Raw genomic sequence first — 26,105 nt, 5'->3', positions numbered from 1 at the left:
TGGCCGCGAGTCCTTTTCTCCCCGCCTGTTGGCGGGGCCCCTCGTCCCGGCCCGTTGGCCGGGACGGACTGCCCGATAGATTTCATGCCCATATGAAACATGGGAGGAAGCGCGCGTTGGCGGGCCACCCGGTGGGGCGAAGAGCCGGCGGGTGAGGCGGGGGTGCCACGGGCGAAGGTCCCGGAGCGCGCCGCGGGCGCGGCCTTGCTACCAGCGCGGCGCCGGACGCGGCGCCACCGCCCGGAGGGCGGGGAGTGCGACGCGAGAAGGCGGCGCCGGGGCGCCGCCTTCGGAAAGTGCGATACCGATCCGGGATCAGCCGGAATAGTACATCTGGTACTCGACCGGATGCGGCGTGTGTTCGAAGGCGTAGACCTCCTTCCACTTCAGCGCCATGTAGCCCTCGAGCTGGCTCTCGGTGAAGACATTGCCCGCGAGCAGGTAGTCCTTGTCCGCCGCGAGGCTCTCGAGCGCTTCGCGCAGCGAGCCGCAGACGGTCGGGATCTCGGCCAGCTCCTCGGGGGGCAGGTCGTAGAGGTCCTTGTCCGAGGCCTCGCCCGGATCGATCTTGTTCTTGATCCCGTCGAGACCGGCCATCAGCAGCGCCGCGAAGGCGAGATAGGGGTTCGCGAGCGGATCGGGGAAGCGGGCCTCGACGCGCTTCGCCTTCGGGCTCTCCGACCACGGGATGCGGACGCAGCCCGAGCGGTTGCGCGCGGAATAGGCGCGCAGCACCGGCGCCTCGAAGCCCGGGATCAGCCGCTTGTAGCTGTTCGTGGTCGGGTTGGTGAAGGCGTTGAGCGACTTCGCGTGGTGCAGCAGGCCGCCGATGAACCAGAGCGCCTCCTGGGAGAGGTCGGCGTACTTGTCGCCGGCGAAGAGCGGCTTGCCGTCCTTCCAGACCGACATGTTCACATGCATGCCCGAGCCGTTGTCGCCGTAATAGGGCTTCGGCATGAAGGTCGCGGTCTTGCCGTAGGCGGCGGCGACCTGCTGGATCACGTACTTGTACTTCTGGATCTCGTCGGCCTGCTTGGTGAGCGTGCCGAAGATCAGGCCGAGTTCGTGCTGGGGCGAGGCCACCTCGTGGTGGTGCTTGTCGACCTTCATCCCCATCCGCTTCATCGTCGAGAGCATCTCGGCGCGGATGTCCTGGGCGCTGTCGACCGGGGGCACCGGGAAGTAGCCGCCCTTGACGCCGGGCCGGTGGCCCATGTTGCCCATCTCGTAGACGGTGTCGGTGTTCCAGGAGGCGTCGATCGCGTCGATCTGGAAGCTGACCTTGTTGATCGTGTTCGAGAAGCGCACGTCGTCGAAGAGGAAGAACTCGGCCTCCGGGCCGAAATAGGCGGCGTCGCCCATGCCGGAGGACTTCAGATAGGCCTCGGCCTTCTCGGCGGTGCCGCGCGGGTCGCGGTCATAGGGCTCGCCGGTGTCGGGCTCGACGACCGAGCAGTGCACGCAGAGCGTCTTCTCGGCGAAGAACGGGTCGATATAGGCGCTCTCGACATCGACCATGAGCTTCATGTCCGATTCCTCGATGCCCTTCCAGCCGGCGATCGAGGATCCGTCGAACATGAACCCCTCGTCGAGGAAGTCCTCGTCGACGAGGTCCGAAAGGACGGTCACATGCTGGAGCTTGCCCTTGGGATCCGTGAAGCGGATGTCGACATAGGGGATGTCGTCTTCCTTGAGGGACTTCAGAATGGACTCTTTATCGCTCATGTCTGTTCCTTAGCGGTTATGGCGCGATGCGGTTGCGGGCCTCCGCGCGTGGCCCGTTCGGTTCGAGGCTCGGGGTGCCGGCGGGCGGTCAGAGCGCGTCGTTGCCTTCCTCGCCGGTGCGGATCCGGATCGCCTGGTCGACGGGCATGATGAAGATCTTGCCGTCGCCGATCTTGCCGGTCTTGGCGGCGGAGATGATCGCCTCCACCGCGGCGTCGACCTGGTCGTCGCCGAGCACCACCTCGATCTTCACCTTGGGCAGGAAGTCCACGACGTATTCGGCGCCGCGATAGAGTTCCGTATGGCCCTTCTGCCGGCCGAAGCCCTTGGCCTCGGTCACGCTGAGACCCTGGATGCCGACTTCCTGGAGCGCCTCTTTCACCTCATCGAGCTTGAATGGTTTGATGATCGCTTCGATCTTTTTCATGAGGGGGACGCTCCCTTTGCCATTCCGGACGACCCAGTCGTCGATCGCGCTCGAAAAATCAGCTTGATGGGGGGGATTCAAGCGCCCCGCCGCCAAGCGCCGACCGAGGCCGGAAAATCCTTCGTCATTGCCCATCTATTGATCATGTTGCCCTAGATGCAAGCAAATTAAGATCGGTCGCCAAAGTCAGCGGAGGGCCGCTTCGCCGGCCTCCGGACGCGGGAGGAAACCCGGCGGCGCGACGGCGCGGCGGGTGGCGAGATCGACCGCGACGAGGGTATGCCCGACCCGCGCGAGGGCCGCGCCGGTGTCGGTCTCGAGCCGGTGGCGCGTGGCGAAGGAGCGGGGTCCGGTCCGCGCGAGGCGGGAGCGGACCCGGAGCAGCGCGCCGGGGCGCAGCGGGCCCGCGGCGAGCGGGCGGATCCGGGTTTCCACCGCCATGCGGCCGATGCCGTGCTCCGCCGTGAAGTCCCGCGTGAAGCCGAGCCCGTCGAGCAGCGCGTGCAGGCCGAGGGCGACGCGCCGGAGGATCTCCTCGAGCAGCGGGGCGCCGGTATGGTCGAGTTCCGCCGGGCGGACCGGGCCGGTCTCGGCGATCCGCGCGCCCGCCCAGTTTTCCTCGGCGTCCGCCGGCGCGCCGGCGCGGGGAAAGGCCAGCCGCGCCTCGCGCGCGCTCGCCCGCGGCAGCGCCGCGCCGCCGGTCCCGGGCAGGTCGAGCGCGGTCGCGGCGAGGCCGCGCGCGTCGCCGAGCAGGTGGAGCACCGCGCCGCCGTATTCGCCCCCCGAGACCCGGGCCGAGCGCACCTCGACGCCGGTCCCGGCCAGAAGCTCGCGGTGGAAACGGATCGTGCGCGCCCCGAGGAGGCCGAGGCCGGGATTGTCGCGGCCGTCGAGCGTCGCCACGCGCTCGGCGGCCTGCTGGAAGCTCCGCGCGTAGAACCGGGCGTTCCAGTGATCGTTGAAGTCGCATTCCCAGCTTTCGACGCGGGTCGTCAGCGTCGGGCGCCCGATGGTCATTGCGCGCATTCATCCGTCCTCGCCGCCGCTCCGGGAGCCATCGACCAAGTCTGGCCGGGCCTGTCAAGCGGCGGGCCGGATCGCGGCCCCGGGACGGCTCCGCGATTGGCGCTCCGCCCCGATGGTGGCAGGATGGCCGGAGGGGAGAAGCGCCGGGGGGAATGGCATGGCGGGGCCGGAGCGGGAGACGGGGGCGATGGTGCTGCGCGCGATTGGCGCGCCGCTCGTCTGGGAGGCGCGTCCGGCGCCGGTTCCGGGGCCGGGCGAGATCCTGGTCGCGGTCGAGGCCTGCGCGGTCTGCCGCACCGATCTGCACGTGGTGGACGGGGAATTGCCGAACGGGCGGCTGCCGATCGTGCCGGGCCACGAGATCGTCGGCCGGGTCGTGGCGCGCGGTCCCGGCGTCGCAAGCCCCGCGCCGGGCACGCGGGTCGGGATCCCGTGGCTCGGCCATGCCTGCGGCCACTGCCCCTATTGCGCGGAGGGGCGCGAGAATCTCTGCGACGCGCCCGAATTCACCGGCTTCACCCGCGACGGCGGCTTCGCCACCCATGTCGTGGCCGACGCGGCCTTCGCCTTCCCGCTCGCCGGGTTCGAGGATCCGGTGGCCGCGGCGCCGCTCATGTGCGCGGGGCTGATCGGCTGGCGCTCGCTGCGGCGCGCGGGAGAGGGGCGGCGGATCGGGCTCTACGGGTTCGGGGCGGCCGCGCATCTGCTCGCGCAGGTGCTCGTCTGGCAGGGGCGGGAGGTCTACGCCTTCACCCGGGCCGGGGACGCCGGGGCGCGCGCGCTCGCGCTCCGGCTCGGCGCGGTCTGGGCCGGCGGGTCGGAGGAGCGGCCGCCGGAACTTCTCGACGCCGCGATCCTCTTCGCGCCGGTGGGCGCGCTGGTGCCGCTCGCGCTCCGCGCGCTCCGCAAGGGCGGGCGGGTCGTCTGCGGCGGGATCCACATGAGCGACATTCCGTCCTTCCCCTACGAGATCCTCTGGGAGGAGCGCGAGATCCTCTCGGTTGCCAATCTCACCCGCGCCGACGCGGTCGAGTTCCTCGACCTCGCGCCCCGGGCCGGGATCCGCGCCGAGACCTCGGTCTATCCGCTCCGCCGCGCGAACGAGGCGCTCGATGACCTGCGGCGGGGCCGGTTCCAGGGAGCGGCGGTGCTCGTTCCCTGAGGCGCGCGCGCGGGCGGCGTCCTTCGGGGCTGTCCTTTTCACCCGGCGGGGCGCAGTCTGCCAGCGGGGCAGGGGGAGGACGCGGTGGAACGGGACACGGAACTGGCGCGGTTCAGGGCGCTCGACCGGTTCGGCTCGCTGGCCGAGGCGGTGCTCGCCGCGCGCAGGGCGCATGGCGCGGGCCGGGTCGCGGTCGAGGACATCGCCGGGACCGCGCTGACCTATGGCCGGCTCACCCTCGCCGCCGCGGTGCTGGAGCGCGCCTTCCGCGCGCGCTTCGCGTCCGGCGAGCGGGTCGGCGTGCTGCTGCCGGCGGCGCCGGGGGCGGTCGCGGTCCTGCTCGGCTTCTGGCGCTCGGGACGGGTGCCCGCGATGCTGAACCCGACCGTGGGGCCGGGTCCGGTCCTCGCGGCCTTGCGCGTGGCGGGTTGCGGGAGCGTCCTCTCGAGCCGCGTCTTCGTCGAGAAGGCGGAACTCGGCGCGCTGGTGGAGGAGATGGTCGCGGCGGGCTTCGCGATGGTCTGGACCGAGGATCTGCGCCGGTCGGCGGGCGCCTTCGACAAGCTCGCCGCCGCCGTCGCCGGACGCTTCGCCCCGCGCGACGTGACGCGGGCGAGCGAGGCGGCGGTGCTCTTCACCTCGGGCACCGAGGGGGCGCCGAAGGGCGTCGTGCTCACCCATGGCAACATCCTCGCCAATATCGCGCAGCTTCGGGCGCGCGCGCCGATCGGGCCGGAGGATCGCGCGGTCTCCGCCCTGCCGCTCTTCCACAGTTTCGGCCTGACCGCGGGCGTGGCGCTGATGCTCGCCACGGGGATCCGGACCGGGCTGCATCCCTCGCCGCTGCACTACCGCGTCATCCCCGAACTGGTGCGGCGGCTCGAAGCGACGATCCTGATCGGCACCGACACCTTCCTCGCCGGCTGGGGGCGCCGGGCCACCGCCGCGCAGCTCGGCTCGCTGCGCGCCGTCGTGGCGGGGGGCGAGCCGGTGAAGGCGACGACCCGCGCGCTCTGGACCGGAAGCTTCGGCGTGCCGGTGCTCGAAGGCTACGGCGCGACGGAGACCGGGCCGGTGCTCGCGCTCAACGACTACGCCGACCCTCGGCCCGGCACCGTCGGCCGCCTGCTGCCCGGGATCGAGTACCGGCTGGAGCCGGTGCCGGGCATCGATGGCGAGCGGCTTTTCGTGCGCGGGCCGAACGTGATGGCGGGCTACCTCCGTCTCGGCGGGGAGGGCGCGGTCGAGCCGCCCGAGGACGGCTGGTACGACACCGGCGACGTGGTGCGGATGGGCCCGGAAGGGCATGTCACCATCGTCGGGCGGCTGAGGCGCTTCGCCAAGGTCGGGGGCGAGATGGTCTCGCTCGCGCGGGTCGAGGCGCTCGCCGCCGATGTCTGGCCGGACGAGCCGCTCGGCGCCGCCGCGCTGCCCTGTCCGCGCAAGGGGCAGAAGGTCGTGCTCGCGATCGCCCATCCCGGCGCGCGGCTCGAGGATCTGCGCGCCCATGCGCGCGAGGCGGGCGTGGCGGAGATCCAGCTTCCGGCCGAGCTGCGCGTTCTCGCGGAGATCCCGGTGCTGGCCTCGGGCAAGACCGACTTCCCCCGCCTCCAGGCGCTGCTGGAGGCGGAGTGAGCCGGGCCGGTCAGACGACCCGCGCCGGCATCGGCCGTCCGGCGAAGAAGGCCTCGAGATTGTCGACCGCGAGCATCCCCATCGCGGTGCGCGTCTCAAGCGTCGCGCTGCCGATATGCGGCAGCAGCGTCACGTTCTCGAGCGCGACGAGTTCGGCCGGCACCTTCGGCTCCTCGGCGAAGACGTCGAGCCCGGCGCCGGCGATCCGGCCCGCCGCGAGCGCCGCGACGAGCGCGGGCTCGTCCACGACGTCGCCGCGCGCGGTGTTGACGAGGTAGGCGGTCGGCTTCATCGCCGCGATCATCGCCGCCGAGATCCGGCCCCGGTTCTCGCCGCCGCCGGGGATGTGCAGCGAGACGACATCGGCCTCCGCCATCACCTCCTCGATCGTCGCGCGCCGCTCGGCCGGGAAGTCGAGTTCCACCCGGAGGTCGGAGCGGTTGAAGTAGATCACCTTCATCCCGAAGCCGAGCGCGGCGCGGCGCGCCGTCGCCTGGCCGATCCGGCCCATGCCGACGATGCCGATCACCTTGTCCCTGAGGCCCATGCCGAGCTGCGCGGTGATCGAGAAGCCCTTCCAGCGGCCCTCGCGCAGCATCTTCTCGGTCTCGTACATCCGCCGGGTCGCGGCGAGCATCAGCGCGATGGCGATGTCCGCGGTCGCGTCGGTCAGCACGTCGGGCGTGTTGCCGACGGCGATGCCGGCGGCCTCCGCCGCCTTCAGGTCGATGTTGTTCACGCCGACGCCGAAATTGGCGACGATCCCGGCCCGCCTGCCCGCGACGCCGAGCACCTCGGCCGTCATCGGGTCGACCACGGCGCAGAGCACGCCGTCCGCCTCGCGCATCGCCGCCTTCAGCTCGTCGGCCGGGAGCGCGCGGTCGCTCGGGTTCAGCGTGACGTCGAAGAGGGCGCCGAGCCTTTCCTCGACCGGATCGGGCAGCTTGCGGGTGACGATGACGCGGGGACGGGACAAGGGCTGCTCCTTCAATGCAGGCGGGCGCCGAGAGGGGTCTCGGCATCGGGGGCGACGAGGACGACGCGGCCCTCGGCGTCGGCCACGCCGAGGACGAGCACCTCGGAGCGGAACGGGCCGATCTGGCGCGGCGGGAAGTTGACGACGCCGAGCACGCGGCGCCCGACGAGATCCGCGACCGCGTAGAGTTCGGTGATTTGGGCGGAGGATTTCCGCGTGCCGATCTCCGGGCCGAAGTCGATCCAGAGCCTGTAGGCGGGCTTGCGCGCCTCCGGAAACGGCTCGGCCCGTTCGATCCGGCCGACGCGGATGTCGACGCGCAGGAAGTCCTCGAATGTGGCGGTCCCGGTCATGCGCTCTTCCCGCGGGGGCAAAGGGGTTCGCGCGCAAGGAAAACCGCCTGCCCGGCGCGGGCAAGCGGTTTTCCGCGTTTCTGGCTTAAAGTCGGAGGGCGCCCCCTGGCCGGCTCAGCCCTTCTTGGCGAGCTTGGTCGCCATGTCGCGCAGTTCCACGAGGCTTTCCTGGATGCGCGCCGAGACGATCTCGTAGGCGCTGGCATTCGCCTTCTGCGCGGATTCGGCCAGCGCCTGCATGTTGGCGAGCGCCTTCTCGAAGGCGGCCTTGGCCAGCTCGGCCTGCGCCTTGGCGCTGTCGGCGTCGAGCTTCGTGGTGTCGAAGGACTTCAGGTGCTTCTGCGCCTCGGCCATCGTCTCCTCGAAGATCGAGACCTGCTTCTTGAAGAGATCCTGATAGCCGGCGGCGGCGGCCTTGTTGGCCTCCACCAGGGCTTCCATGTTCTTCTTCTGGGCGGTCATGAAGGCCTCGGTATCGACCTCCGGCATCTTGAAGTTCTGGAACTGCTTGGTGAAGTCGTTCTGCTTGAAGAACTCGGAGATCTTCTCCGGGTCGAAGGCGAAGGTCTTGGGGTCGAACATCGGGCTTTCCTCTCCCTTGATTGTCCTCGTGTTATGCTGCACCGCAGCATTCACGTCAACCGGCGTCTCGCGGCCGCCTCCCCGCGCGGCGGGGACAGGGCCAGCCTAGCACGCGAGAATGCCGGGCGCGTGACAATCGGACGCGCCGGAACCGCTCCCCCCGAGAGGTGCGCATGCCGGGGGGAGCGGGCCGGGGCTCAGGCCCGGCCGTAGGCCTCGGTCATCGCGATGCCGAGCGCGGTCTCCGGCGACTCGTTGCCCCAGGCGACGAGCTGGAAGGCGGGATAGAATCGCTCGCAGGACATCACGGCGGCGCGCACCATGTCGTTGATCTGCGCCGAGCTCGCCATCGCGCCGCCGGTCAGGTTCAGCGCGTAGCGGAAGGCCATCATCTTCTGTTCCGGCCAGAGTACGAAGGCGCCGAGCCAGCACTTGTCGTTGGCCAGCATGATCGCGCGGTTGAGCGCGTTCAGCTTGCGCGCGGGCGGGGCCATCTCGAAGGCGCAGATGAGCCGGAGCGACTCGTCCTGCGCCGACCAGGCAAGGGTGACGGAATAGGTCCTCCAGCTCCCCTCGATGGCCATGGCGATCTGATCATCGGCGACGCGGTCGAAATCCCACGAACGCTCCTCCGCGAGCGTCTCGACGATATCGATGGGGTGGATTTCCTCGCAGTCAAAATCACGCTCGACAATGCCCATACCCGGTGCCTCTTCGTCTGGCCGCCGGCGGGGCAAGACCCCGCGCGGGGGCTGTGAGGTTAACAACAGGTCACCCGCCTGGACGGGGGACCTACAAAATATGGTGTGTGAGAGTGAAGGCCCTGTAAAGACAATTCTTGGTCGCGGGGCCCGGGCCGCGCGGATTTCGCCGCGGCTGCGAAATGGCCGGTCCCGCCGGGCGATAGAGGCCCGAATTCCACCGGCTTCTGAACCGCGCGGCGGCGGAATCCGGCCGGTCGCGTCAGGACTTCGCGGCTTCCTCGAGCGCGGCGATTCGGGCCTGGAGCGCGTCGTTCTCCTCGCGCGCCTTCTGCGCCATCGCGCGCACCGCGTCGAATTCCTCGCGCGTCACGAAGTCGCGATCGGCGAGCCAGCGGTCCATCATGCCCTTGAGCGCGGTCTCCGCCTCGGTCTTCGCGCCCTGCGCGACCCCGACGGCGTTCGACATGAGCTGCGTGAGGTCGTCGAGGATCTTGGAACGGGTCTGCATCGGCATGGTCCTCCCGGGGGGTTTCGCGTGCTGATATGGTCCCGGCGCGGCGTTTTGCCAAGCGCCCGGCACGCGATCCGCGGCTTGACTTCGCCCGGATCGGCCCCGATGCAGGGGCGCCCTCACGAACCGGAGCCGCGATGCCCTTCGTCCTGCCCTTTCCCGACATCGACCCGCGGCTCTTCTCCATCGACCTCTTCGGCGTCGAATTCGCGATCCGCTGGTACGCGCTCGCCTATATCGCCGGGCTGGTGCTCGGCTGGCGCTACGTTGCCGCGCTCTGCCGGCGGCCCGCGCTCTGGGGCGGGGCGGCGCCGATGCCGCCGGAGCGTACCGACGACCTGCTGACCTGGATGGTGCTCTCGGTGATCCTCGGCGGGCGGATCGGCTACGTGCTCTTCTACCAGCCGGGATATTTCCTCGCCCATCCCGGCCAGATCCTCGCGGTCTGGCAGGGGGGGATGTCCTTCCACGGCGGGCTGATCGGCGTCGCCACCGGGATCATCGCCTTCTGCCTCCGGAACGGCTTCCCGATCCTCGGCGTCGGCGACGCGGTCTCCGCCGCCACGCCGATCGGGCTCTTCTTCGGGCGGATCGCGAACTTCATCAACGGCGAGCTCTGGGGCAAACCCTCGACCGCGCCCTGGGCGGTGATGTTTCCGGGCGCGGGCGCGACCTGCCCGCCGGACTGGACGGCGGTCTGCGCCCGCCATCCCTCGCAGCTCTACGAGGCGGCGCTGGAGGGGATCGTGCTCTTCCTCGTGCTCTTCCTCGCGATCCGGCGCGGCGCGCTCGCCCGGCCCGGGCGGATCTTCGGCCTGTTCCTGATCGGCTATTCGCTCAGCCGGATGTTCGTCGAACTGTTCCGCCAGGCCGATCCGCAGTTCGTCACCCCCGGGAACCCGATCGGCCATGTGATCGCGCTCGGCGGCGGCTGGGGGCTGACGATGGGCCAGCTCCTGAGCCTGCCGATGCTCGCGCTCGGGCTCTTCCTCTGGGCGCGCGCGCGGCGCGCGGCGCCGTGACCCCGCTCGGCGCGCTGATCGCGGGGCGGATCGTCGAGCGGGGGCCGATGCCGCTCGACGAATACATGGCGCTCTGCCTCGGCCATCCGGAGCATGGCTACTACGCCACCCGCGACCCGCTCGGCGCGGCGGGGGATTTCACCACGGCGCCCGAGATCAGCCAGATGTTCGGCGAACTGGTCGGCGCCTGGCTCGCGGAGGTCTGGCGCGGGCAGGGGGCGCCCGCGCGCTTCGTGCTGGCCGAACTCGGCCCCGGCCGCGGCACGCTGATGCGCGACGCGCTCCGCGTCGCCTCGCGGCTGCCGGGTTTCGCCGAGGCCGCCGAGCTCTGGCTCGTCGAGACGAGCCCGGCGCTCAGGGCGCGGCAGGCGGAGACGCTGGCGGGCCATGGTCCGAACTGGGCGGCGCGGGTCGAGGAGCTGCCGGCCGGTCCGCTCTATCTCGTCGCGAACGAATTCTTCGACGCGCTGCCCGCGCGGCAGTTCCGGCGCGCCGACATGGCCTGGCTCGAACGGCTGGTGGAGCGGGCCGGGCCGGGCCTCGCCTTCCGCTGGGGGCCGCCCCGGGCCGAGCCCGAACTCGCGCGCCGCTTCCCGCTCGCGCCCGACGGGGCGGTGGTCGAATGCTGCCCGGCGGCGGAGGCGATCGCCGGGGCGGTCGGCGCCCGGATCGCGTCGGCGGGCGGCGCGGCGCTCGTGATCGACTACGGCGCCTGGGACGGCACCGGCGACACGCTGCAGGCGCTGCGCGCGCATGACTCCGTCGATCCGCTGGCCGAGCCCGGCGCCGCGGATCTCACCACCCATGTCCGCTTCCGCGCGCTGGCCGAGGCGGCGGGGCCGGTCGCGGTCGCGGGGCCGGTCGCGCAGGGCGTCTTCCTGGAGCGGCTCGGGATCACGGCGCGGGCCAATGCCCTCGCCCGCGGGCGGGACGCGGGAGGCGTGGCGGCGATCGCCGCCGCGCATCGGCGCTTGACCCATCCGGACGAAATGGGAAACCTGTTCCGCGTTCTGGGGTTCGCCCCTTCGAACAGCGCGCCGCTGCCCGGCCTCGACCCGGCGGAGCCGCGCCCAGGCATGGATCGATGATGCTCGAAATCCTCACCTCCCCGCGTCTCGACGGCACCACGCACGGGTTCTTCACCCGCAAGGGGGGCGCCTCGTCCGGGATCTTCGAAGGACTGAACTGCGGCCAGGGATCCTCCGACCTGAGCGAGGCGGTGACGATCAACCGGAGCCGCGTCGCCGAGGCGATGGACGTGGCGCCCGCGCGTCTCCTCTCGCTCAGGCAGGTGCATTCGACCCGCGTCGTCACCGCGGAAGGCCCCTGGGAGGGCGGGACGCGGCCGGAGGCCGACGCGGTGGTGACCGACCGCCCCGGCCTCGCGCTCAGCGTGCTGACGGCGGATTGCGCCCCGGTCCTGTTCCGCGCCGGCGACGCGGAGGTGATCGGCGCGGCCCATGCCGGCTGGCGCGGCGCGCTCGGGGGCGTGCTGGAGGAAACCGTGATCGCGATGGAGCGCCTCGGCGCCACGCGCGGCGCGATCCGCGCTGTGGTGGGGCCGACGATCAGCCAGCGCGCCTACGAGGTCGGACCGGACTTCTTCGAGCGGTTCGCCTGGGAGGAGGCGGGGTTCGAGCGCTTCTTCGCGCCGGGCCAGGGCGACCGGCTGCGCTTCGACCTGCCGGGCTTCGTGCTCGCCCGGCTGCGCGAACTCGGGGTCGAGGCGGAGTGGACCGGCCATTGCACCTATTCCGATCCGGGGCGGTTCTATTCCTACCGCCGCGCGACCCACGCGGGCGAGCCGGATTACGGGCGGCAGATCGCGGTGATCCGGCTCTGACGGGGGGCTCGGCGGGGGAGAGGGATGGATGGCGGACAGATGTCCGCCCTACGTCCCCCGTAGGGCGGACATTTGTCCGCCCCATGCCGCGACCCCGTAGGGCGGACATCTGTCCGCCACCCCCCCTCTCAATCCCGCGCGCGGGCGCGTTCCTCGTAGACGTCGAAGGGCACCGCCGGCTCGTCCTTCGCGCAGCGGATCACGAGGCTCGTCTTCACGCTCGCGACATTGGGCGCGGAGGTCAGCCCCTCGGTCAGGAAGCTCTGGAAGGTCGAGAGGTCGGGCGCCACGCATTTCAGGATGAAATCGATTTCGCCGTTCAGCATGTGGCATTCGCGCACGAGCGGCCAGTCGCGGCAGCGCGCCTCGAAGGCGGCGAGGTCGCGTTCGGCCTGGCTCGACAACCGGATCATCGCGAAGACCTGCACCTCGAAACCGAGATCGCGCGCGTTCACGTCGGCGTGGTAGCCCCGGATCAGCCCGGCCTCCTCCAGCGCGCGCACGCGCCTGAGGCAGGGCGGCGCGGAGATGCCCACGCGGCGCGAGAGTTCGACATTGGTCATCCTGCCGTCGGCCTGGAGTTCCGCGAGGATCCGGCGGTCGATAGGATCGAGTTTGGTGGAGGCCATGAGACGCGACAATTCCCGTAGTGTGTCGCGGTAATTATGCGGACGCACGCGGGAAAGCAATAATCTTTCCCATGAGCGAAACAAATCGAAACGCCGCCGCGCGCCCTCGCGGGCCCCACGCGCGGGGGTTTCCTTCGCGCCGCGGGGAACCTATATGACGCCGGTCATTTGGGGATCCTCGTTTCATGTCCGCTCAGCGCCACACCCGTCTCCTGATCATCGGTTCCGGTCCCGCCGGCTACACCGCCGCGGTCTATGGCGCGCGCGCGATGCTCGAGCCGCTGCTGGTCCAGGGGATGCAGCCGGGCGGCCAGCTCACCATCACGACCGAGGTCGAGAACTGGCCCGGCGACGTCGAGGTGCAGGGGCCCGACCTGATGGTCCGGATGGAGGCGCATGCGCGCGCGACCGGGGCGGAGATCGTCACCGACCACATCTGTTCGCTCGACCTCTCGCGCCGTCCCTTCGTCGCGCGGGGCGAGAGCGGCGACACCTACACCGCCGACGCGGTGATCCTCGCCACGGGCGCGCAGGCGAAATGGCTCGGCCTGCCGTCGGAGGAGACGTTCAAGGGCTTCGGCGTCTCGGCCTGCGCGACCTGCGACGGGTTCTTCTTCCGCGAGCGCGAGGTGGTCGTGGTCGGCGGCGGCAACACCGCCGTCGAGGAGGCGCTCTTCCTCACCAATTTCGCCTCGAAGGTGACGCTGGTCCATCGCCGCGACTCCCTGCGCGCCGAGAAGGTGCTGCAGGACCGGCTGTTCCGCAATCCGAAGGTCGAGGTGATCTGGAACCACGCGCTCGACGAGGTGCTGGGCGACAGGACCCCGCCCTCGGTCACGGGCGCGCGGCTGCGCGACGTCGGCACCGGGGAGACGCGCGATGTGAAGGCCGACGGCGTCTTCATCGCGATCGGCCACGCGCCGGCGAGCGAACTGGTGGCGGGCCAGCTCACGCTGCATTCGGGCGGCTATGTGAAGGTGAAGCCCGGCTCGACCGCGACCGAGATCCCCGGCGTCTTCGCCGCCGGCGACATCTGCGATCCGATCTTCCGCCAGGCGGTGACGAGCGCCGGCATGGGCTGCATGGCCGCGCTCGAGGCGGAACGCTATCTCGCCGCGACGGAGACCGGCGCGGCCGAGGCCGAGCCGGCGCTGGACTGAGAACCGGCGCGGGCGGCCCCGGCGCGGATGAGACGCGTCCGGGCCGCCCGCGCGGTCAGTACACCGGGGTCAGTACACCGGGGTCAGCACAGCGGGATCAGTGCACGCTGACCGGCGAGAGTTCGTTCTGCCGCGCGACCACGAAGGCCTGCTGGCGGTCCGAGACGAGCGCGAGCACCGAGCCGTCGGGCGCGTTGATCGAATAGACGTGGTCGAGGCCCGGGGCCTGCGCCTGGATCGATTCGGGGAGTTCCGACGTCTTCACCGACCGCACGTAGACGATACGGTTCGGCGAGTCATCGGTCAGAGAGGGAAAGTCGGTCATGGCTGCCTCCTTAACTTTTCCGGCCATTGATCGCGATGGTACGCACGATCGCTTCGGGTTGAGCGCGTTCCAGATCGACGTGGAGCAATCCGTTCTCGAGCGCGGCGCCCGAGACCTCCACCCCGTCGGCCAGCACGAAACTGCGCTGGAACTGGCGCGCCGCGATGCCGCGGTGCAGGAACACCCGGTCATCTCCCTCATCGGATTGCCGTCCCCGGATCACGAGCTGGTTGTTCTCCAGCGTGATCGAGAGATCGGGCTCACCAAATCCGGCCACCGCGAGCGTCACGCGGTATGAGGTCTCGCCGCGCTGCTCGATGTTGTACGGAGGATAGCCGTCGTTGCCCGCCTTGGCTGTCCTTTCGACCAGCCGGTCCAGCTGCTCGAAACCGAGCAGGAACGGATGCGAGGCGAATGTAACCTTCGTCATGGCAAAGCCCTTGTCCTAAGCGACCGCCGCGGCGCCCCTTACGGCGACGCCACACCGATCAAGATGGTCCCCCGGGGGCGGAAAACAAGGGCCGGGGAGGCGCCGGGAAATGCGCGCGCCGCCGCCCTCATCCCCTAGGCGCGGGGCGCGGGCGGGGCTATAAACCCTCTCCAGCCGTCCCCGGACGGACAGCAGCGCCCAAGGTGACCCGACGCCCATGAACGAGCCCACGATGTCCCGCGAGGAAGTGCTTCGCGTCAAGCTCGAGCTCCTGCGCGCCGAGCATCGCGACCTCGACGACGCCATCGCCGCGCTCGATCTCGAAGGCCGCGCCGACCCGCTCGCCGTGCGGCGGCTGAAGAAGCGCAAGCTGTCGCTGAAGGACGAGATCAGCCGCCTGAGCGACGAATTGACCCCGGATATAATCGCATGAGCCTTGAGGACAGAGACACCGCGCCGCTGGTCGGCATCGTGATGGGGAGCCAGAGCGACTGGGAGACGATGCGCGCGGGCGCCGATATCCTCGCCGCGCTCGACGTGGCCTGCGAGGTGCGCATCGTCTCGGCGCACCGCACGCCCGACCGGCTCTTCGCCTATGCCGAGGAGGCCGCGCCGCGCGGGCTCAGGGTCATCGTCGCGGGCGCGGGCGGCGCCGCGCATCTGCCGGGGATGCTCGCCTCGAAGACGCGGCTCCCCGTGCTCGGCGTGCCGGTCCAGTCGAAGGCGCTCTCGGGCATGGATTCGCTGCTCTCGATCGTCCAGATGCCGAAGGGAATCCCGGTCGGCACGCTCGCGATCGGCCCGGCGGGGGCGGCCAACGCCGCGCTGCTCGCCGCGGCGATGCTGGCGACGACCGACGCGGATCTCGCCGGCCGGCTCGACGCCTGGCGCGCGCGCCAGACCGCCGAGGTGGCGGAGGTGCCCGATGACCTCTGAGGTTCCGATGGCCGCGAAGGACGCGGCGCGGCGCCTGCCGATCGGAAGCCGGATCGGCATCCTCGGCGGCGGCCAGCTCGGCCGGATGCTCGCGGTCGCCGCGGGCCGGCTCGGGATGGAAGTGGAGATCTTCGAACCCGCCTCCGAACCCTGCGCCGCCCAGGTGGCGACCCGCGTCACCCGCGCGTCGTACGAGGATGTCGGCGCGCTCCGCGACTTCGCGGCGCGGATCGACGTCGCGACCTACGAGTTCGAGAACGTGCCGATCGGCGCGGTCCGTGTGCTGGGCGACCTCGTGCCGGTCCGCCCGGGCATGCGCGCGCTCGAAGTGTCGCAGGACCGGATCATCGAGAAGGATTTCCTGAGCGGGATCGGGCTTGCCACCGCGCCCTACGTTGCGATCGACGATTTCGGCGACCTGACCGCCGCGCTCGGCCGGATCGGCGCGCCCGCGATCCTGAAGACCCGGCGCTTCGGCTACGACGGCAAGGGGCAGACGCGGCTCAGCGACGCGGACGAGGCGCCGGCCGCCTGGGAGACGCTGGGCGAGACGCCGTCGGTCCTCGAAGGCTTCGTCGCCTTCGAACGCGAGATCTCGGTGATCGCGGCGCGCGGCATGGACGGGCAGGTCGTCGCCTTCGATCCGGGCGAGAACCGGCACGAGGACGGGATCCTGCGCGCGACCACGATTCCCGCCGCGATCCCGAACGGCCTCGCGCAGGACGCGGTGCTGCTGGCCGGGCGGATCCTGAACGCGCTCGATTATGTCGGCGTGATCGGGGTGGAGCTCTTCGTCACCCCCTCCGGCCTCGTCGTGAACGAGATCGCGCCCAGGGTGCACAATTCCGGCCACTGGACCCAGGACGCCTGCCTGATCGACCAGTTCGAGCAGCATGTGCGCGCGATCTGCGGCTGGCCGCTCGGCGACGGGTCGCGGCATTCGGACGCGGTGATGACCAACCTGCTCGGCGAGGAGGTCTACGCGGTCGAGGAGATGACCGGCGCCGCCGTCCATGTCTACGGCAAGGGCACCGCCCGGCCGGGGCGCAAGATGGGCCATTTCACCCGGCTTTCGCCGCGAGGGTGAGGCGGCGGCGCGGCGGGACGGGCGCGCCCGTCTTGCCTCCGCGCGCCATTCTGGGGCACTAGAGCCGCATGACGCCCGGTGCCCGCCTCTCCGCCGCGATGGAGCTTCTCGACCCGATCCTCGCCGGCGAGCCCGCCGAGCGGGTGCTGACGCGCTGGGCGCGCGGCAGCCGCTTCGCGGGCTCCAAGGACCGCGCCGCGGTGCGCGACCTCGTCTTCGACGGGCTGCGCCGGCGCCGCTCGCTCGGCTGGCTCGGCGGCGGCGACACCGGCCGCGCGATCGGGCTCGCCCTCGCGGCGGCGGAGGGAAGCCTCGACAGGCTCTGCACCGGCGACGGCTACGATCCCGACCCGCCGACGCCGGCGGAGCGGGCGCGGCTCATCGGCGATCTCGCCCGCGCGCCCGAGGGCGTGCGGCTTGATTTCCCCGATTTCCTCGGTCCCGCGCTCCACGCCGCGCTCGGCGCCGATTTCGGCGAGGTGCTGGAGGCGATGCGCCACCGCGCGCCGGTCGATCTGCGCGTCAACACGCTGCGCACCAACGCGGACGCCGCGACCGTGGTCCTGGCGCGCGACGGGATCCGCGTCGCCTCGCAGCCGCTCGCCGGGCATGCGCTGCGCGTGCTCGAGAATCCGCGCGCCGTCGCCGCGAGCCGGGCCTACAGCCAGGGCATGGTCGAGCTTCAGGACGTCTCGAGCCAGTATGTCGCCGAGACCGCGGGGGCTGAGCCGGGCATGACCGTGCTCGACTACTGCGCGGGCGGCGGCGGCAAGACGCTGGCGCTGGCCGCGGCGATGAAGGGGCGGGGCAGGCTCATGGCCTGGGATGCGAATCCGCGCCGGATGGCGGACCTGCCCGACCGCGCGCGCCGGGCCGGCGCCGAGGTGCTGATCCTGTCGGAGCGCGATCACGCGGCGCTCGGGCCGGTCTGCGATCTCGTGCTGGTGGACGCGCCCTGTTCGGGCACCGGCGCCTGGCGGCGCAAGCCCGAGGGCAAGTGGCGCCTGACCCCGGAGGAGGTGGCGAGCTATCCACCGCTGCAGGATGCGATTCTCGACGAGGCGGCGACGCGGGCGCGGCCGGGCGGCCTCCTGACCTATGCCACCTGTTCGCTGCTGCGCGCCGAGAACGAGGAGCGCGCCGAGGCCTTCGCCGCGCGGCATCCCGGCTGGCTCGTGCTCGGCGACCGGCGGCTGAGCCCGGTCGACGGCGGCGACGGTTTCTACATGGCGCGCTTCCGGGCGCCGGAGGGCACTCCCGCGCCGCGATCCTGACGGGGAACCGATATTACCTGTGGTTGTTTCCATCCGGACACGTTATGGTTGAACGGTCCAGGCGGGAGGCAAGCTGTGCCAGGGTCCATCGGTGGTTTTCGGCCGTTCAGGCCCGCGCTGGTCGGGGGCCTCATGCTCGCGCCGCTCGCCCTTCTTCCCGCGGTCGGCCCGGGGCCGGCGGTGCCCGCCGCGCTCGCCGCCGCCGGTCTGGTGGTCGGCGGGTTTCTCCTCCTCCTCCGGGTCTCAAACGCGGGCGCGCGCGCCGACGCGGCCGAGGCGGCGCTCTTCGACGGGCAGGAGGCGGCGGTCTTCCTGACCGACCTCCGGGGCCGGGTGCGCGGCCGCAACGCCGCCGCCCTGGCCCGGGCCGGCGCGCCGGGCGACTGGCTGCCGGCGGCGGAGGCCGCGCGCTACCGGCTGATCCGCGCCGCCCGCGCGCGCGGCGTCGCGGCCGAGGAGGCGGAGGGGCGCCGTCTCGTCGTCACCCGCCACGGCCGCGACCGCCTGCTCTGGCGCGAGGAGGCGGTCCAGGCGCCGGAGGCCGGCGCGGGGTTCCCGGCGCCGACCGCGCTTCCCTGGATCCGGATCGACGCCCGGGGCGGGGTGCTGGCCGCCAATTCCGCCGCCACCGCGCTGGGACAGGGCGGGGCGCCCGCCCATGTCGGGGAGATCCTGCGCGACGCGCCGCCGCGTCCCGACGCCGCCCACGCGCTCCGCTCGGGCGGCGCGGCGCGCGCGGTGCTGGTCGGCGAGGGCGAGGGGCATCGGGACTTCCTCCTGAGCCCGCTCGACCCGGAGGCGATCGCCGGGCTGATGCCGGACGATTTCCTCGAGGATCTGCCCGTCGCCGTGGCCCGGCTCGGGACCACGGGCGCGCTCGGCTTCGCGAACAAGGCCGCCCGGACGCTGCTCGGCGCGCGGGCCGCGCCCGGCGTCGCGATCGACGCGCTGATCGAGGGGCTGGGCCGTTCGATCGGGGAGCGCGTGCTCGACACGCTGCGCGGTCGCGCGCTCGGCAAGCCCGAGGTGGCGCGCGCGGTGATCGAGGGCCAGGAGATCTTCCTGCAGGTCGCCTTCACCCGGGCGATGCTCGACGGCCAGCCCTCGGTGCTCGCGATCCTCTCGGACGCGACCGAGCTCAAATCGCTCGAGGCGCAGTTCGTGCAGAGCCAGAAGATGCAGGCGGTGGGCCAGCTCGCCGGCGGCGTCGCGCATGACTTCAACAACCTGCTGACCGCGATCAACGGCCATTGCGACCTCTTGCTGATGCGCCACGACGTGGCCGATGTCGAGCATGGCGACCTGATGCAGATCCGCCAGAACGCGAACCGCGCGGCCTCGCTGGTGCGCCAGCTGCTCGCCTTCTCGCGCAAGCAGACGCTGCGCCCGACCGTCATCCACCTGCGCGACACGCTCTCCGAACTCAGCCACCTGCTGAACCGGCTGCTGACCGACAAGGTCACGCTCCGGATCGAGCACGGCCCCGACCTCGCCCCGGTGCGCGTGGACGAGCGCCAGCTCGAACAGGTGATCATGAACCTCGTCGTCAATGCCCGCGACGCGATGCCGGGGGGCGGCGAGATCCGCGTGATCACCCGCAACGAGCATCTGGAGCAGGACGTGAACCGCGACCGCGCCGCGATCCTGAAGGGCGATTACGTGGTGATCGAGGTCGCCGACAGCGGCGCGGGCATCCCGAAGGACAAGCTCAACAAGATCTTCGAACCCTTCTACACCACGAAACAGGTCGGCGAGGGCACCGGGCTCGGCCTCTCGACCGCCTATGGCATCATCAAGCAGACCGGCGGCTTCATCTTCGCCGACAGCCAGCCGGGGCAGGGGGCGATCTTCACGATCTACCTGCCCGCGCATGACAGCCGCGAGCCGGCTCCGGCGCCGGAACCCGAGAGCCCCCGGCCGCGCGACCTGACCGGGCGCGGCCTGGTGCTGCTCGCCGAGGACGAGGATCCGGTCCGCAGCTTCGCCGCCCGCGCGCTCCGGCTCCGGGGCTACACGGTCGTCGAGGCGAGCTCGGGCGAGGAGGCGCTCGACATCCTGCGCGAGGCCGATGTCCACGTCGACATCATGCTCTCGGACGTGATCATGCCGGGGCTCGACGGGCCGGCCTGGGTGCGGGAGGCGCTGCGGACCCGCCCGGGGGCCAAGGTGATCTTCATGTCGGGCTATGCCGAGGACGCCTTCGTCGGCGGCGACGGCGGCATTCCGGAGGCGGCCTTCCTCGCGAAACCCTTCACGCTGCAGGAACTGACGCAGCGGGTGAAGGAGGCGCTTGACGGGTGAGGGCGCGCGGGGATTGCTGTGCCGGGCCGCGCGAAGGCCCGGTACCCAGAGCGGGAGTCGCCCATGCCCGGCCACGTCGAAACCCATCTCGTCCACCGTACCGGCTGGCTCCGCGCCGCCGTGCTCGGCGCCAATGACGGGATCGTCTCGACGGCGAGCCTGATCGTGGGCGTCGCCGCGGCCTCGAGCGAGATCCGTCCGGTGCTGGTCGCGGGGGCGGCCGGCCTCGTCGCGGGGGCGATGTCGATGGCGGCGGGGGAATACGTCTCGGTCAGCAGCCAGTCCGACACCGAGGCCGCCGACCTCGCGCGGGAGCGCCGCGAACTGGGCGCCGATCCGGAGGGGGAGCTGCGCGAACTCGCCGGCCTCTACGAGGCCCGCGGCCTCGCGCCGGATCTGGCCCTCGAGGTCGCGCGCGCGCTGAGCGCCCATGACGCGCTCGACGCCCATGCCCGCGACGAGCTCGGCATCACCGAGATCGCGACCGCCCGTCCGGTCCAGGCCGCGCTCACCTCCGCCGCCACCTTCGCCTGCGGCGCCGCCGTCCCGCTCCTCTCCGTCTTCGTCGCGCCCGGGGGCCTCGTCGGGCCGACCGTCTCGGTCGCCGCGCTCGTCTCGCTCGCGCTCCTCGGCTATGTCGGCGCCCGCGCGGGCGGCGCCGCGCCGGCCAGGCCGGTGGCGCGGGTCGTGTTCTGGGGCGCGCTCGCCCTCGCGCTGACCGCGGGGATCGGCGGCCTCTTCGGCGTCGCGGCCTGACTTCACATTCCGTTAACCAGCGCCGCGGCAGGCTTGGGGAGGCCGAAGATTCGCATTGCAATGTTCCTGTTTTATCCCCATCTTGGCTGGGAGAACAAGTTGGGAACATTTTCCCTCCGGCGATTGCCGGTCCGGCGCGGGTGTGAAATAAGAGGCGACAATGGCCAGTCAGATTCTGGACTTCAGCGAAAGACGCGGAATGGACAAGCAGAAGGCGCTGGAATCGGCGCTCGCCCAGATCGAACGGAGCTTCGGCAAGGGTTCGATCATGAAGCTCGGGGCGACACCGGCGCTGGATATCGAGGCGATCTCGACCGGCTCGATCGGGCTCGACATCGCGCTCGGGATCGGCGGGCTGCCGAAGGGGCGCATCGTCGAGATCTATGGGCCGGAAAGCTCGGGCAAGACCACGCTCGCGCTCCACGTCCTCGCCGAGGAGCAGCGCAAGGGCGGCGTCTGCGCCTTCGTCGACGCCGAACACGCGCTCGATCCGGTCTATGCGAAGAAGGTGGGCGTCGATATCGACGAACTCCTGATCTCGCAGCCCGACACCGGCGAGCAGGCGCTCGAGATCACCGAGACGCTGGTGCGCTCCGGCGCGGTCTCGGTCGTCGTGGTCGATTCGGTCGCCGCGCTCACGCCGAAGTCGGAGCTCGAGGGCGACATGGGCGAGGCGCAGGTCGGCGCCCAGGCCCGGCTGATGAGCCAGGCGATGCGCAAGCTCACCTCCGCCATCAGCCGCTCGAACTGCATGGTGATCTTCATCAACCAGATCCGGATGAAGATCGGCGTGATGTTCGGCAGCCCCGAGACGACCTCGGGCGGCAACGCGCTGAAGTTCTACGCCAGCGTGCGGCTCGACATCCGCCGGATCGGCTCGATCAAGGACCGCGACGAGGTGGTGGGCAACACGACCCGCGTGAAGGTGGTGAAGAACAAGGTCGCGCCGCCGTTCCGGCAGGTCGAGTTCGACATCATGTACGGCGAGGGGATCTCGAAGCGGGGCGAGCTGATCGATCTCGGCGTCAAGGCGGGCGTGGTCGAGAAATCCGGCGCCTGGTATTCCTTCGGCGACCAGCGCATCGGCCAGGGCCGGGAGAATGCGAAGACCTTCCTGAAGGACAATCCCGACATCGCCTGGCAGATCGAGGACAAGCTCCGCGCCGCCCATGGTCTCGACTTCGGCATGACCGCGGAGGAGCAGTCCGAGGTTCTGGACGACTGACCCCGGCGGGAGGGGCCGCTTCGCCGGCCCCCCGGACCCCGGGCCTGTTCCCCCTCGCGGGATCGGTGCCCGGAGGTTCTTCCCGCCCCGCCGGCGCGCGCGGACCCCGCCCGGATCGCGCAGCCGATGGACTTCACCGCGCGGGAAGGCTAACCGTACGCGGTCACGGGCGGCGTCCGCGCCGCGCCCATCCTGCTTGCGAGAATCCGATGGCCAGCCTGAACGACATCCGCTCCACGTTTCTGGAGTATTTCCGGCGGAACGATCACCGCGTCGTCGCCTCGTCGCCACTCGTTCCGCGCAACGATCCCACGCTCATGTTCACGAACGCGGGCATGGTGCAGTTCAAGAACCTCTTCACCGGGGTCGAGCGCCGCGACTATTCCCGCGCGGCGACGAGCCAGAAATGCGTGCGCGCCGGCGGCAAGCACAACGACCTAGACAATGTCGGCTACACCGCGCGGCATCACACCTTCTTCGAGATGCTCGGGAACTTCTCCTTCGGCGACTATTTCAAGGAGAATGCGATTCCCTATGCCTGGGAACTGCTGACGAAGGATTTCGGCCTGCCGAAGGAGAAGCTGCTCGTCACCGTCTATCACGACGACGAGGAGGCGGCGGCGCTCTGGAAGAAGGTGGCGGGGCTCGGCGACGACCGGATCATCCGCATCGCCACCTCGGACAATTTCTGGATGATGGGCGCGACCGGACCCTGCGGCCCGTGCTCGGAGATCTTCTACGACCACGGACCCGAAATCTGGGGCGGACCTCCGGGCAGCCCGGAAGAGGACGGCGACCGCTTCATCGAGATCTGGAACCTCGTCTTCATGCAGTTCGAGCAGCATGACGACGAGAGCCGGACGGCGCTGCCGAAACCCTCGATCGACACCGGCATGGGGCTCGAGCGGATCGGCGCGGTGCTGCAGGGCAAGCACGACAATTACGACACCGACCTGATGCGCGCGCTGATCGAGGCCTCGGCGCATGCGACCTCCTCCGATCCGGACGGGCGGGACAAGACCCATCATCGGGTGATCGCGGACCATCTGCGCTCGACCTCCTTTCTGATCGCCGACGGCGTCACGCCCTCGAACGAGGGGCGGGGCTATGTGCTGCGCCGGATCATGCGGCGCGCGATGCGCCACGCGCATCTGATCGGCGCGCAGGATCCGGTGATGCACCGGCTCGTCCCGGCGCTGGTGGGCGAGATGGGCGCGGCCTTTCCCGAACTCGGCCGCGCCCAGGCGCTGATCGAGGAGACGCTGCTGAGCGAGGAGACCCGGTTCAAGGCGACGCTCGACCGCGGCCTCCGGCTGCTCGATGACGAGCTGACTCGGCTGCCCGAGGGCGACGAACTGCCCGGCGCGACCGCCTTCAGGCTCTACGACACCTTCGGATTCCCGCTCGACCTCACCCAGGACGCGCTGCGCGAGAAGGGCCGCGCCGTCGACGTGCCCGGCTTCGAGGCCGCGATGGCCGAGCAGAAGCAGAAGGCGCGCGCCGCCTGGACCGGCTCGGGCGAGGCGGCCGACGAGGCGATCTGGTTCGAACTCGCCGAGAAGCTCGGGAGCACCGAATTCCTCGGCTACGACACCGAGGCGGCGGAGGGCCAGATCCTCGCCATCGTGCGCGAGGGCGCCACGGTCGGCTCGGTCATGGCGGGCGACACCGCGCAGATCATCCTGAACCAGACGCCGTTCTACGGCGAATCGGGCGGCCAGGTCGGGGATATCGGCACGCTCACGACCGACGGCGCGACGGTCACCATCACCGACGTGCGGCGCAAGCTCGGGCTCTTCGTCCATTACGGCAGGGTCGAGAGCGGCGACCTCATTCCCGGCGTGCCCGCGGTGCTGACCGTCGATCACGACCGGCGCGCGGCGATCCGCGCCAATCACTCCGCGACGCACCTGCTGCACGAGGCGCTGCGCCGCGCGCTTGGCGAGCATGTCGCGCAGCGCGGCAGTCTCGTCGCGCCGGAGCGGCTGCGCTTCGATTTCAGCCATGCGAAGGCGATGTCCCCCGAGGAACTCGCGCGGGTCGAACGGGAGGTGAACGACTTCATCCGCCAGAACACCCAGGTCGAGACCCGGATCATGACGCCGGCGGGCGCCCAGGACCTCGGCGCGCGCGCGCTCTTCGGGGAGAAGTACGGCGACGAGGTGCGCGTGGTCTCGATGGGCACGGCGCCGGGCTCGGGCATGGGCGCCGCCGGCGACACCTATTCGCTGGAACTCTGCGGCGGCACGCATGTGCGGCGCACCGGCGACATCGGCGCGTTCAAGATCCTGAGCGAGGGCGCGAGCGCGGGCGGCACGCGCCGGCTGGAGGCGGTGACCGGCGTCGGCGCGCTCGCCCATGTCGCGGCCCAGGACGCGGCGCTCCGGGAGACCGCGAGCCTCCTGCGCGCGCGGCCCGAGGAAGTCGCCGAGAGGGTGCGGGCCCTGCTCGAGGAGCGCAAGGAGCAGACGGCGGAGATCGCGGATCTGCGGCGCAAGCTCGCCCTGGCGGGGAGCGCGGGAACCGGCGGGGGGGCCGGGGACGGCCCCGAGCAGGTCGGCGGCGTGCCCTTCCTCGCGCGCACGCTATCGGGCGTTTCCGGCAAGGACCTGCGCGGGCTGATCGACGAGCACAAGTCGCGGCTCGGTTCCGGCGTGGTGCTGCTCGTCGCCGATACCGGCGACAAGGCGGCGGTGGCGGCGGGGGTGACACCCGATCTGACCGCCCGCGTCTCGGCGGTGGATCTGGTGCGCGCCGCGGCCGAGGCGCTCGGCGGCAAGGGCGGCGGCGGACGCCCCGACATGGCCCAGGCCGGAGGCGCCGACGCGAGCCGGGCGCCGGAGGCGATCGCCGCCGCCCGCGCCCTTCTGGAAGCCTGAGGGAGAGCGACATGCCGGCTTACTGGCTCACCCATGTGAGCGTGACCGACAGGACGCCTATGGCGAATACGCCCGGCGCGCCGGCCCCGCCATCGCGGCGCATGGCGGGCGGTTCCTCGCCCGCGGCGGGCGCCACAGGCAGCTCGAGGGCCGCGACCGGCCACGCAACGTGCTGATCGTCTTCGACACGCTCGAGGCGGCCGAGACATGCTACCGCTCGCCCGAATATCAGGAGGCGCTGTCCTTCGCCCGGGACGCCTCCGAGCGCGATCTGGTCATAGTGGAGGGCGTGGCGGACTGACCGGAAAAGGTCCGACGGCTTTCGCGCCGCCTGGTTGGGCAGGGTCGCGGCGGACGGATCCTCCGAGACGGGATCCGACAGGCGCGGAACGAAGGAGCGGCGATCTTGCGCGGCGGGCGCCGGTCGTTCTCCGGGAGCGCGGCCGCGCGGTTGGCCGAAGCACAGCCCGGACCGCGTGATCCGCCCGCGGCGCAAGGGGCGGCGTGCTTCCGGCCCCGTCCGAAGGCGGATGCGCGGTGATCTGGGACGTCGCATCCATTACTCGGCCTGATTGGGGAAGCTTTCAGTGCCCAACTCGAAAAGAGTGGCCATGTCTGAAAAAGCGCGTTGGTTATGCGGCTATCAGTCGATCCATGCGTCTTCGACGCGCTCCGGCTCGGTGCGAGCCGAGCGTGCGATGAGCCACGAGGCGTAGCCGGTCAGGTTCTTTGTCGCCGGCCCGCGGAACGGCTCCATGAAGCGTTCGAAGCGGTCGTGCAGGCTGTTGATGGTCTGGACGTGGAATGCCTTGTCGATGACGAAAGGGGCCCTTCTTCGCGTCGATGCGGTAGTGCGGCGCGCCATTCCGCCGGGAAGAAGTCCTAGCTGTTTAGTCCCAGCATGTCCTGGCTTGGCTGACGAACGAACAGTTCCGGCCTTTCCACGGCGATCGGCTGAATTGCTTCGAGGGGCGTCCTGAAGCGGAGCGCCTTGAGTTGCTTGGCGTAGTTGTAAGCGAGCAGCCAGTCGCGGACATGACGCCGAAGGTCCTCGATGCTGGCGTAGTGAAAGGCGCGGACCGTCGCCTCCTTGATGGTCCGAACCATCCGCTCGGCCTGACCATTGGTCCAGGGATG

Annotated in this window: 27 protein-coding genes and 1 pseudogene; 15 read left to right on the top strand and 13 right to left on the bottom strand. The window is 71.0% G+C overall.

The features are described from left to right. Positions 1 to 315: 315 nt before the first annotated feature. The 3 genes from glnA to FJM51_RS08875 all read right to left on the bottom strand — a co-directional run bounded on the left by glnA (position 316) and on the right by FJM51_RS08875 (position 3,178). Positions 316 to 1,725, bottom strand: a complete 1,410-nt coding sequence (gene glnA / locus FJM51_RS08885) for a type I glutamate--ammonia ligase (RefSeq protein WP_140453783.1) — start codon at positions 1,723 to 1,725, stop codon at positions 316 to 318. Between the two features lie 88 nt (positions 1,726 to 1,813). Further along, positions 1,814 to 2,152 (bottom strand): P-II family nitrogen regulator, encoded by a 339-nt coding sequence (locus FJM51_RS08880; protein WP_140453782.1) that lies wholly within the window; start codon positions 2,150 to 2,152, stop codon positions 1,814 to 1,816. 186 nt (positions 2,153 to 2,338) lie between these two features. Then, positions 2,339 to 3,178, bottom strand: a complete 840-nt coding sequence (locus tag FJM51_RS08875) for a hotdog family protein (protein WP_140453781.1) — start codon at positions 3,176 to 3,178, stop codon at positions 2,339 to 2,341. 157 nt (positions 3,179 to 3,335) lie between these two features. Here FJM51_RS08875 and FJM51_RS08870 point away from each other — a divergent pair, with 157 nt between their 5' ends. Continuing rightward, positions 3,336 to 4,340, top strand: coding sequence for a zinc-dependent alcohol dehydrogenase family protein (locus FJM51_RS08870; protein WP_210240247.1), 1,005 nt, complete (start codon positions 3,336 to 3,338; stop codon positions 4,338 to 4,340). Positions 4,341 to 4,424: 84 nt separating this feature from the next. Then, positions 4,425 to 5,975 (top strand): AMP-binding protein, encoded by a 1,551-nt coding sequence (locus FJM51_RS08865; RefSeq protein WP_140453780.1) that lies wholly within the window; start codon positions 4,425 to 4,427, stop codon positions 5,973 to 5,975. Between the two features lie 10 nt (positions 5,976 to 5,985). Here the strand turns inward: FJM51_RS08865 and FJM51_RS08860 are convergent, their stop codons facing one another. The 5 genes from FJM51_RS08860 to FJM51_RS08840 all read right to left on the bottom strand — a co-directional run bounded on the left by FJM51_RS08860 (position 5,986) and on the right by FJM51_RS08840 (position 9,098). Further along, complete coding sequence (locus FJM51_RS08860; protein ID WP_140453779.1) at positions 5,986 to 6,951, bottom strand: 2-hydroxyacid dehydrogenase; 966 nt, start codon at positions 6,949 to 6,951, stop codon at positions 5,986 to 5,988. A gap of 11 nt (positions 6,952 to 6,962) precedes the next feature. After that, a complete protein-coding gene (locus FJM51_RS08855; protein WP_140453778.1) occupies positions 6,963 to 7,304 on the bottom strand; it encodes a tRNA-binding protein in 342 nt (113 codons plus the stop codon). Between the two features lie 114 nt (positions 7,305 to 7,418). Continuing rightward, positions 7,419 to 7,886: a phasin family protein gene (locus FJM51_RS08850; protein WP_140453777.1), complete on the bottom strand. Its 468-nt coding sequence runs from the start codon at positions 7,884 to 7,886 to the stop codon at positions 7,419 to 7,421. Between the two features lie 197 nt (positions 7,887 to 8,083). Continuing rightward, a complete protein-coding gene (locus FJM51_RS08845; RefSeq protein WP_140453776.1) occupies positions 8,084 to 8,587 on the bottom strand; it encodes a type III secretion system chaperone family protein in 504 nt (167 codons plus the stop codon). Positions 8,588 to 8,849: 262 nt separating this feature from the next. Next, on the bottom strand, positions 8,850 to 9,098 hold the full coding sequence (locus FJM51_RS08840) for an accessory factor UbiK family protein (RefSeq protein WP_140453775.1): 249 nt from the start codon (positions 9,096 to 9,098) through the stop codon (positions 8,850 to 8,852). Between the two features lie 140 nt (positions 9,099 to 9,238). Here FJM51_RS08840 and lgt point away from each other — a divergent pair, with 140 nt between their 5' ends. The 3 genes from lgt to pgeF are packed head-to-tail and all read left to right on the top strand — an operon-like array spanning position 9,239 to position 11,966. After that, positions 9,239 to 10,123: a prolipoprotein diacylglyceryl transferase gene (lgt, locus tag FJM51_RS08835; protein ID WP_140453774.1), complete on the top strand. Its 885-nt coding sequence runs from the start codon at positions 9,239 to 9,241 to the stop codon at positions 10,121 to 10,123. Next, positions 10,120 to 11,211, top strand: a complete 1,092-nt coding sequence (locus tag FJM51_RS08830; protein WP_233713056.1) for a class I SAM-dependent methyltransferase — start codon at positions 10,120 to 10,122, stop codon at positions 11,209 to 11,211. Before lgt ends, FJM51_RS08830 begins: the two co-directional genes overlap by 4 nt. Beyond that, complete coding sequence (gene pgeF / locus FJM51_RS08825; RefSeq protein WP_140453773.1) at positions 11,208 to 11,966, top strand: peptidoglycan editing factor PgeF; 759 nt, start codon at positions 11,208 to 11,210, stop codon at positions 11,964 to 11,966. Before FJM51_RS08830 ends, pgeF begins: the two co-directional genes overlap by 4 nt. 128 nt (positions 11,967 to 12,094) lie before the next feature. Here pgeF and FJM51_RS08820 read toward each other — a convergent pair whose 3' ends face one another. After that, the gene (locus FJM51_RS08820) at positions 12,095 to 12,595 is read right to left on the bottom strand and encodes an Lrp/AsnC family transcriptional regulator (protein WP_140453772.1); all 501 of its coding nucleotides are present in this window, start codon (positions 12,593 to 12,595) and stop codon (positions 12,095 to 12,097) included. 185 nt (positions 12,596 to 12,780) lie between these two features. On the opposite strand from FJM51_RS08820, the gene trxB reads away from it, so the two are divergent. After that, positions 12,781 to 13,755 (top strand): thioredoxin-disulfide reductase, encoded by a 975-nt coding sequence (gene trxB / locus FJM51_RS08815; RefSeq protein WP_140453771.1) that lies wholly within the window; start codon positions 12,781 to 12,783, stop codon positions 13,753 to 13,755. 97 nt (positions 13,756 to 13,852) lie between these two features. Here trxB and FJM51_RS08810 read toward each other — a convergent pair whose 3' ends face one another. Together FJM51_RS08810 and FJM51_RS08805 are read right to left on the bottom strand one after the other, a co-directional pair. Further along, entirely contained in the window at positions 13,853 to 14,080 is a 228-nt protein-coding gene (locus FJM51_RS08810) for a DUF1150 family protein (RefSeq protein WP_140453770.1), read from the bottom strand. 10 nt (positions 14,081 to 14,090) lie between these two features. Further along, positions 14,091 to 14,510, bottom strand: coding sequence for an Hsp20 family protein (locus tag FJM51_RS08805; RefSeq protein WP_140453769.1), 420 nt, complete (start codon positions 14,508 to 14,510; stop codon positions 14,091 to 14,093). Positions 14,511 to 14,727: 217 nt separating this feature from the next. Here FJM51_RS08805 and FJM51_RS08800 point away from each other — a divergent pair, with 217 nt between their 5' ends. The 9 genes and pseudogenes from FJM51_RS08800 to FJM51_RS08760 all read left to right on the top strand — a co-directional run bounded on the left by FJM51_RS08800 (position 14,728) and on the right by FJM51_RS08760 (position 25,269). Beyond that, a complete protein-coding gene (locus FJM51_RS08800) occupies positions 14,728 to 14,943 on the top strand; it encodes a YdcH family protein (protein ID WP_140453768.1) in 216 nt (71 codons plus the stop codon). After that, positions 14,940 to 15,446, top strand: a complete 507-nt coding sequence (gene purE, locus FJM51_RS08795; protein ID WP_140453767.1) for a 5-(carboxyamino)imidazole ribonucleotide mutase — start codon at positions 14,940 to 14,942, stop codon at positions 15,444 to 15,446. Before FJM51_RS08800 ends, purE begins: the two co-directional genes overlap by 4 nt. Then, positions 15,436 to 16,533 (top strand): 5-(carboxyamino)imidazole ribonucleotide synthase, encoded by a 1,098-nt coding sequence (locus FJM51_RS08790; RefSeq protein ID WP_233713055.1) that lies wholly within the window; start codon positions 15,436 to 15,438, stop codon positions 16,531 to 16,533. The genes purE and FJM51_RS08790 overlap by 11 nt, the downstream gene beginning before the upstream one ends. Before the next feature lie 68 nt (positions 16,534 to 16,601). Beyond that, positions 16,602 to 17,807: an RsmB/NOP family class I SAM-dependent RNA methyltransferase gene (locus FJM51_RS08785; RefSeq protein ID WP_140453766.1), complete on the top strand. Its 1,206-nt coding sequence runs from the start codon at positions 16,602 to 16,604 to the stop codon at positions 17,805 to 17,807. Positions 17,808 to 17,939: 132 nt separating this feature from the next. Next, entirely contained in the window at positions 17,940 to 20,108 is a 2,169-nt protein-coding gene (locus FJM51_RS08780; protein WP_140453944.1) for an ATP-binding protein, read from the top strand. A 63-nt stretch (positions 20,109 to 20,171) separates the two neighbouring features. Next, complete coding sequence (locus FJM51_RS08775; protein WP_140453765.1) at positions 20,172 to 20,864, top strand: VIT1/CCC1 transporter family protein; 693 nt, start codon at positions 20,172 to 20,174, stop codon at positions 20,862 to 20,864. A gap of 160 nt (positions 20,865 to 21,024) precedes the next feature. Then, positions 21,025 to 22,089, top strand: a complete 1,065-nt coding sequence (gene recA, locus FJM51_RS08770) for a recombinase RecA (protein ID WP_140453764.1) — start codon at positions 21,025 to 21,027, stop codon at positions 22,087 to 22,089. Between the two features lie 209 nt (positions 22,090 to 22,298). Beyond that, positions 22,299 to 24,968 carry an alanine--tRNA ligase gene (alaS, locus tag FJM51_RS08765; RefSeq protein ID WP_140453763.1) on the top strand — a complete coding sequence of 890 codons (2,670 nt, stop codon included), beginning with the start codon at positions 22,299 to 22,301 and terminating at the stop codon, positions 24,966 to 24,968. 11 nt (positions 24,969 to 24,979) lie between these two features. Continuing rightward, positions 24,980 to 25,269, top strand: a pseudogene (locus FJM51_RS08760) (DUF1330 domain-containing protein). Positions 25,270 to 25,611: 342 nt separating this feature from the next. Here the strand turns inward: FJM51_RS08760 and FJM51_RS08755 are convergent. Next, positions 25,612 to 25,833 (bottom strand): hypothetical protein, encoded by a 222-nt coding sequence (locus tag FJM51_RS08755; RefSeq protein WP_140453762.1) that lies wholly within the window; start codon positions 25,831 to 25,833, stop codon positions 25,612 to 25,614. 17 nt (positions 25,834 to 25,850) lie between these two features. Next, a partial coding sequence (locus FJM51_RS08750; RefSeq protein WP_140453761.1) for an integrase core domain-containing protein occupies positions 25,851 to 26,105 on the bottom strand: 255 nt, incomplete at its 5' end.

The organism is Amaricoccus solimangrovi (genome assembly GCF_006385685.1).
Taxonomy (GTDB): domain Bacteria; phylum Pseudomonadota; class Alphaproteobacteria; order Rhodobacterales; family Rhodobacteraceae; genus Amaricoccus; species Amaricoccus solimangrovi.
This window is presented reverse-complemented; position numbering and strand designations above follow the sequence as displayed.

Coding starts and splice junctions, on each gene's coding strand:
- glnA (WP_140453783.1), bottom strand. CDS start 1,725: ATGAGCGATAAAGAGTCCATTCTGAAGTCCCTCAAGGAAGACGACATC.
- FJM51_RS08880 (WP_140453782.1), bottom strand. CDS start 2,152: ATGAAAAAGATCGAAGCGATCATCAAACCATTCAAGCTCGATGAGGTG.
- FJM51_RS08875 (WP_140453781.1), bottom strand. CDS start 3,178: ATGCGCGCAATGACCATCGGGCGCCCGACGCTGACGACCCGCGTCGAA.
- FJM51_RS08870 (WP_210240247.1), top strand. CDS start 3,336: ATGGCGGGGCCGGAGCGGGAGACGGGGGCGATGGTGCTGCGCGCGATT.
- FJM51_RS08855 (WP_140453778.1), bottom strand. CDS start 7,304: ATGACCGGGACCGCCACATTCGAGGACTTCCTGCGCGTCGACATCCGC.
- FJM51_RS08850 (WP_140453777.1), bottom strand. CDS start 7,886: ATGTTCGACCCCAAGACCTTCGCCTTCGACCCGGAGAAGATCTCCGAG.
- FJM51_RS08845 (WP_140453776.1), bottom strand. CDS start 8,587: ATGGGCATTGTCGAGCGTGATTTTGACTGCGAGGAAATCCACCCCATC.
- FJM51_RS08840 (WP_140453775.1), bottom strand. CDS start 9,098: ATGCAGACCCGTTCCAAGATCCTCGACGACCTCACGCAGCTCATGTCG.
- lgt (WP_140453774.1), top strand. CDS start 9,239: ATGCCCTTCGTCCTGCCCTTTCCCGACATCGACCCGCGGCTCTTCTCC.
- pgeF (WP_140453773.1), top strand. CDS start 11,208: ATGATGCTCGAAATCCTCACCTCCCCGCGTCTCGACGGCACCACGCAC.
- FJM51_RS08820 (WP_140453772.1), bottom strand. CDS start 12,595: ATGGCCTCCACCAAACTCGATCCTATCGACCGCCGGATCCTCGCGGAA.
- trxB (WP_140453771.1), top strand. CDS start 12,781: ATGTCCGCTCAGCGCCACACCCGTCTCCTGATCATCGGTTCCGGTCCC.
- FJM51_RS08810 (WP_140453770.1), bottom strand. CDS start 14,080: ATGACCGACTTTCCCTCTCTGACCGATGACTCGCCGAACCGTATCGTC.
- FJM51_RS08805 (WP_140453769.1), bottom strand. CDS start 14,510: ATGACGAAGGTTACATTCGCCTCGCATCCGTTCCTGCTCGGTTTCGAG.
- FJM51_RS08800 (WP_140453768.1), top strand. CDS start 14,728: ATGAACGAGCCCACGATGTCCCGCGAGGAAGTGCTTCGCGTCAAGCTC.
- purE (WP_140453767.1), top strand. CDS start 14,940: ATGAGCCTTGAGGACAGAGACACCGCGCCGCTGGTCGGCATCGTGATG.
- FJM51_RS08790 (WP_233713055.1), top strand. CDS start 15,436: ATGACCTCTGAGGTTCCGATGGCCGCGAAGGACGCGGCGCGGCGCCTG.
- FJM51_RS08785 (WP_140453766.1), top strand. CDS start 16,602: ATGACGCCCGGTGCCCGCCTCTCCGCCGCGATGGAGCTTCTCGACCCG.
- FJM51_RS08780 (WP_140453944.1), top strand. CDS start 17,940: ATGCTCGCGCCGCTCGCCCTTCTTCCCGCGGTCGGCCCGGGGCCGGCG.
- FJM51_RS08775 (WP_140453765.1), top strand. CDS start 20,172: ATGCCCGGCCACGTCGAAACCCATCTCGTCCACCGTACCGGCTGGCTC.
- recA (WP_140453764.1), top strand. CDS start 21,025: ATGGCCAGTCAGATTCTGGACTTCAGCGAAAGACGCGGAATGGACAAG.
- alaS (WP_140453763.1), top strand. CDS start 22,299: ATGGCCAGCCTGAACGACATCCGCTCCACGTTTCTGGAGTATTTCCGG.
- FJM51_RS08755 (WP_140453762.1), bottom strand. CDS start 25,833: ATGGCGCGCCGCACTACCGCATCGACGCGAAGAAGGGCCCCTTTCGTC.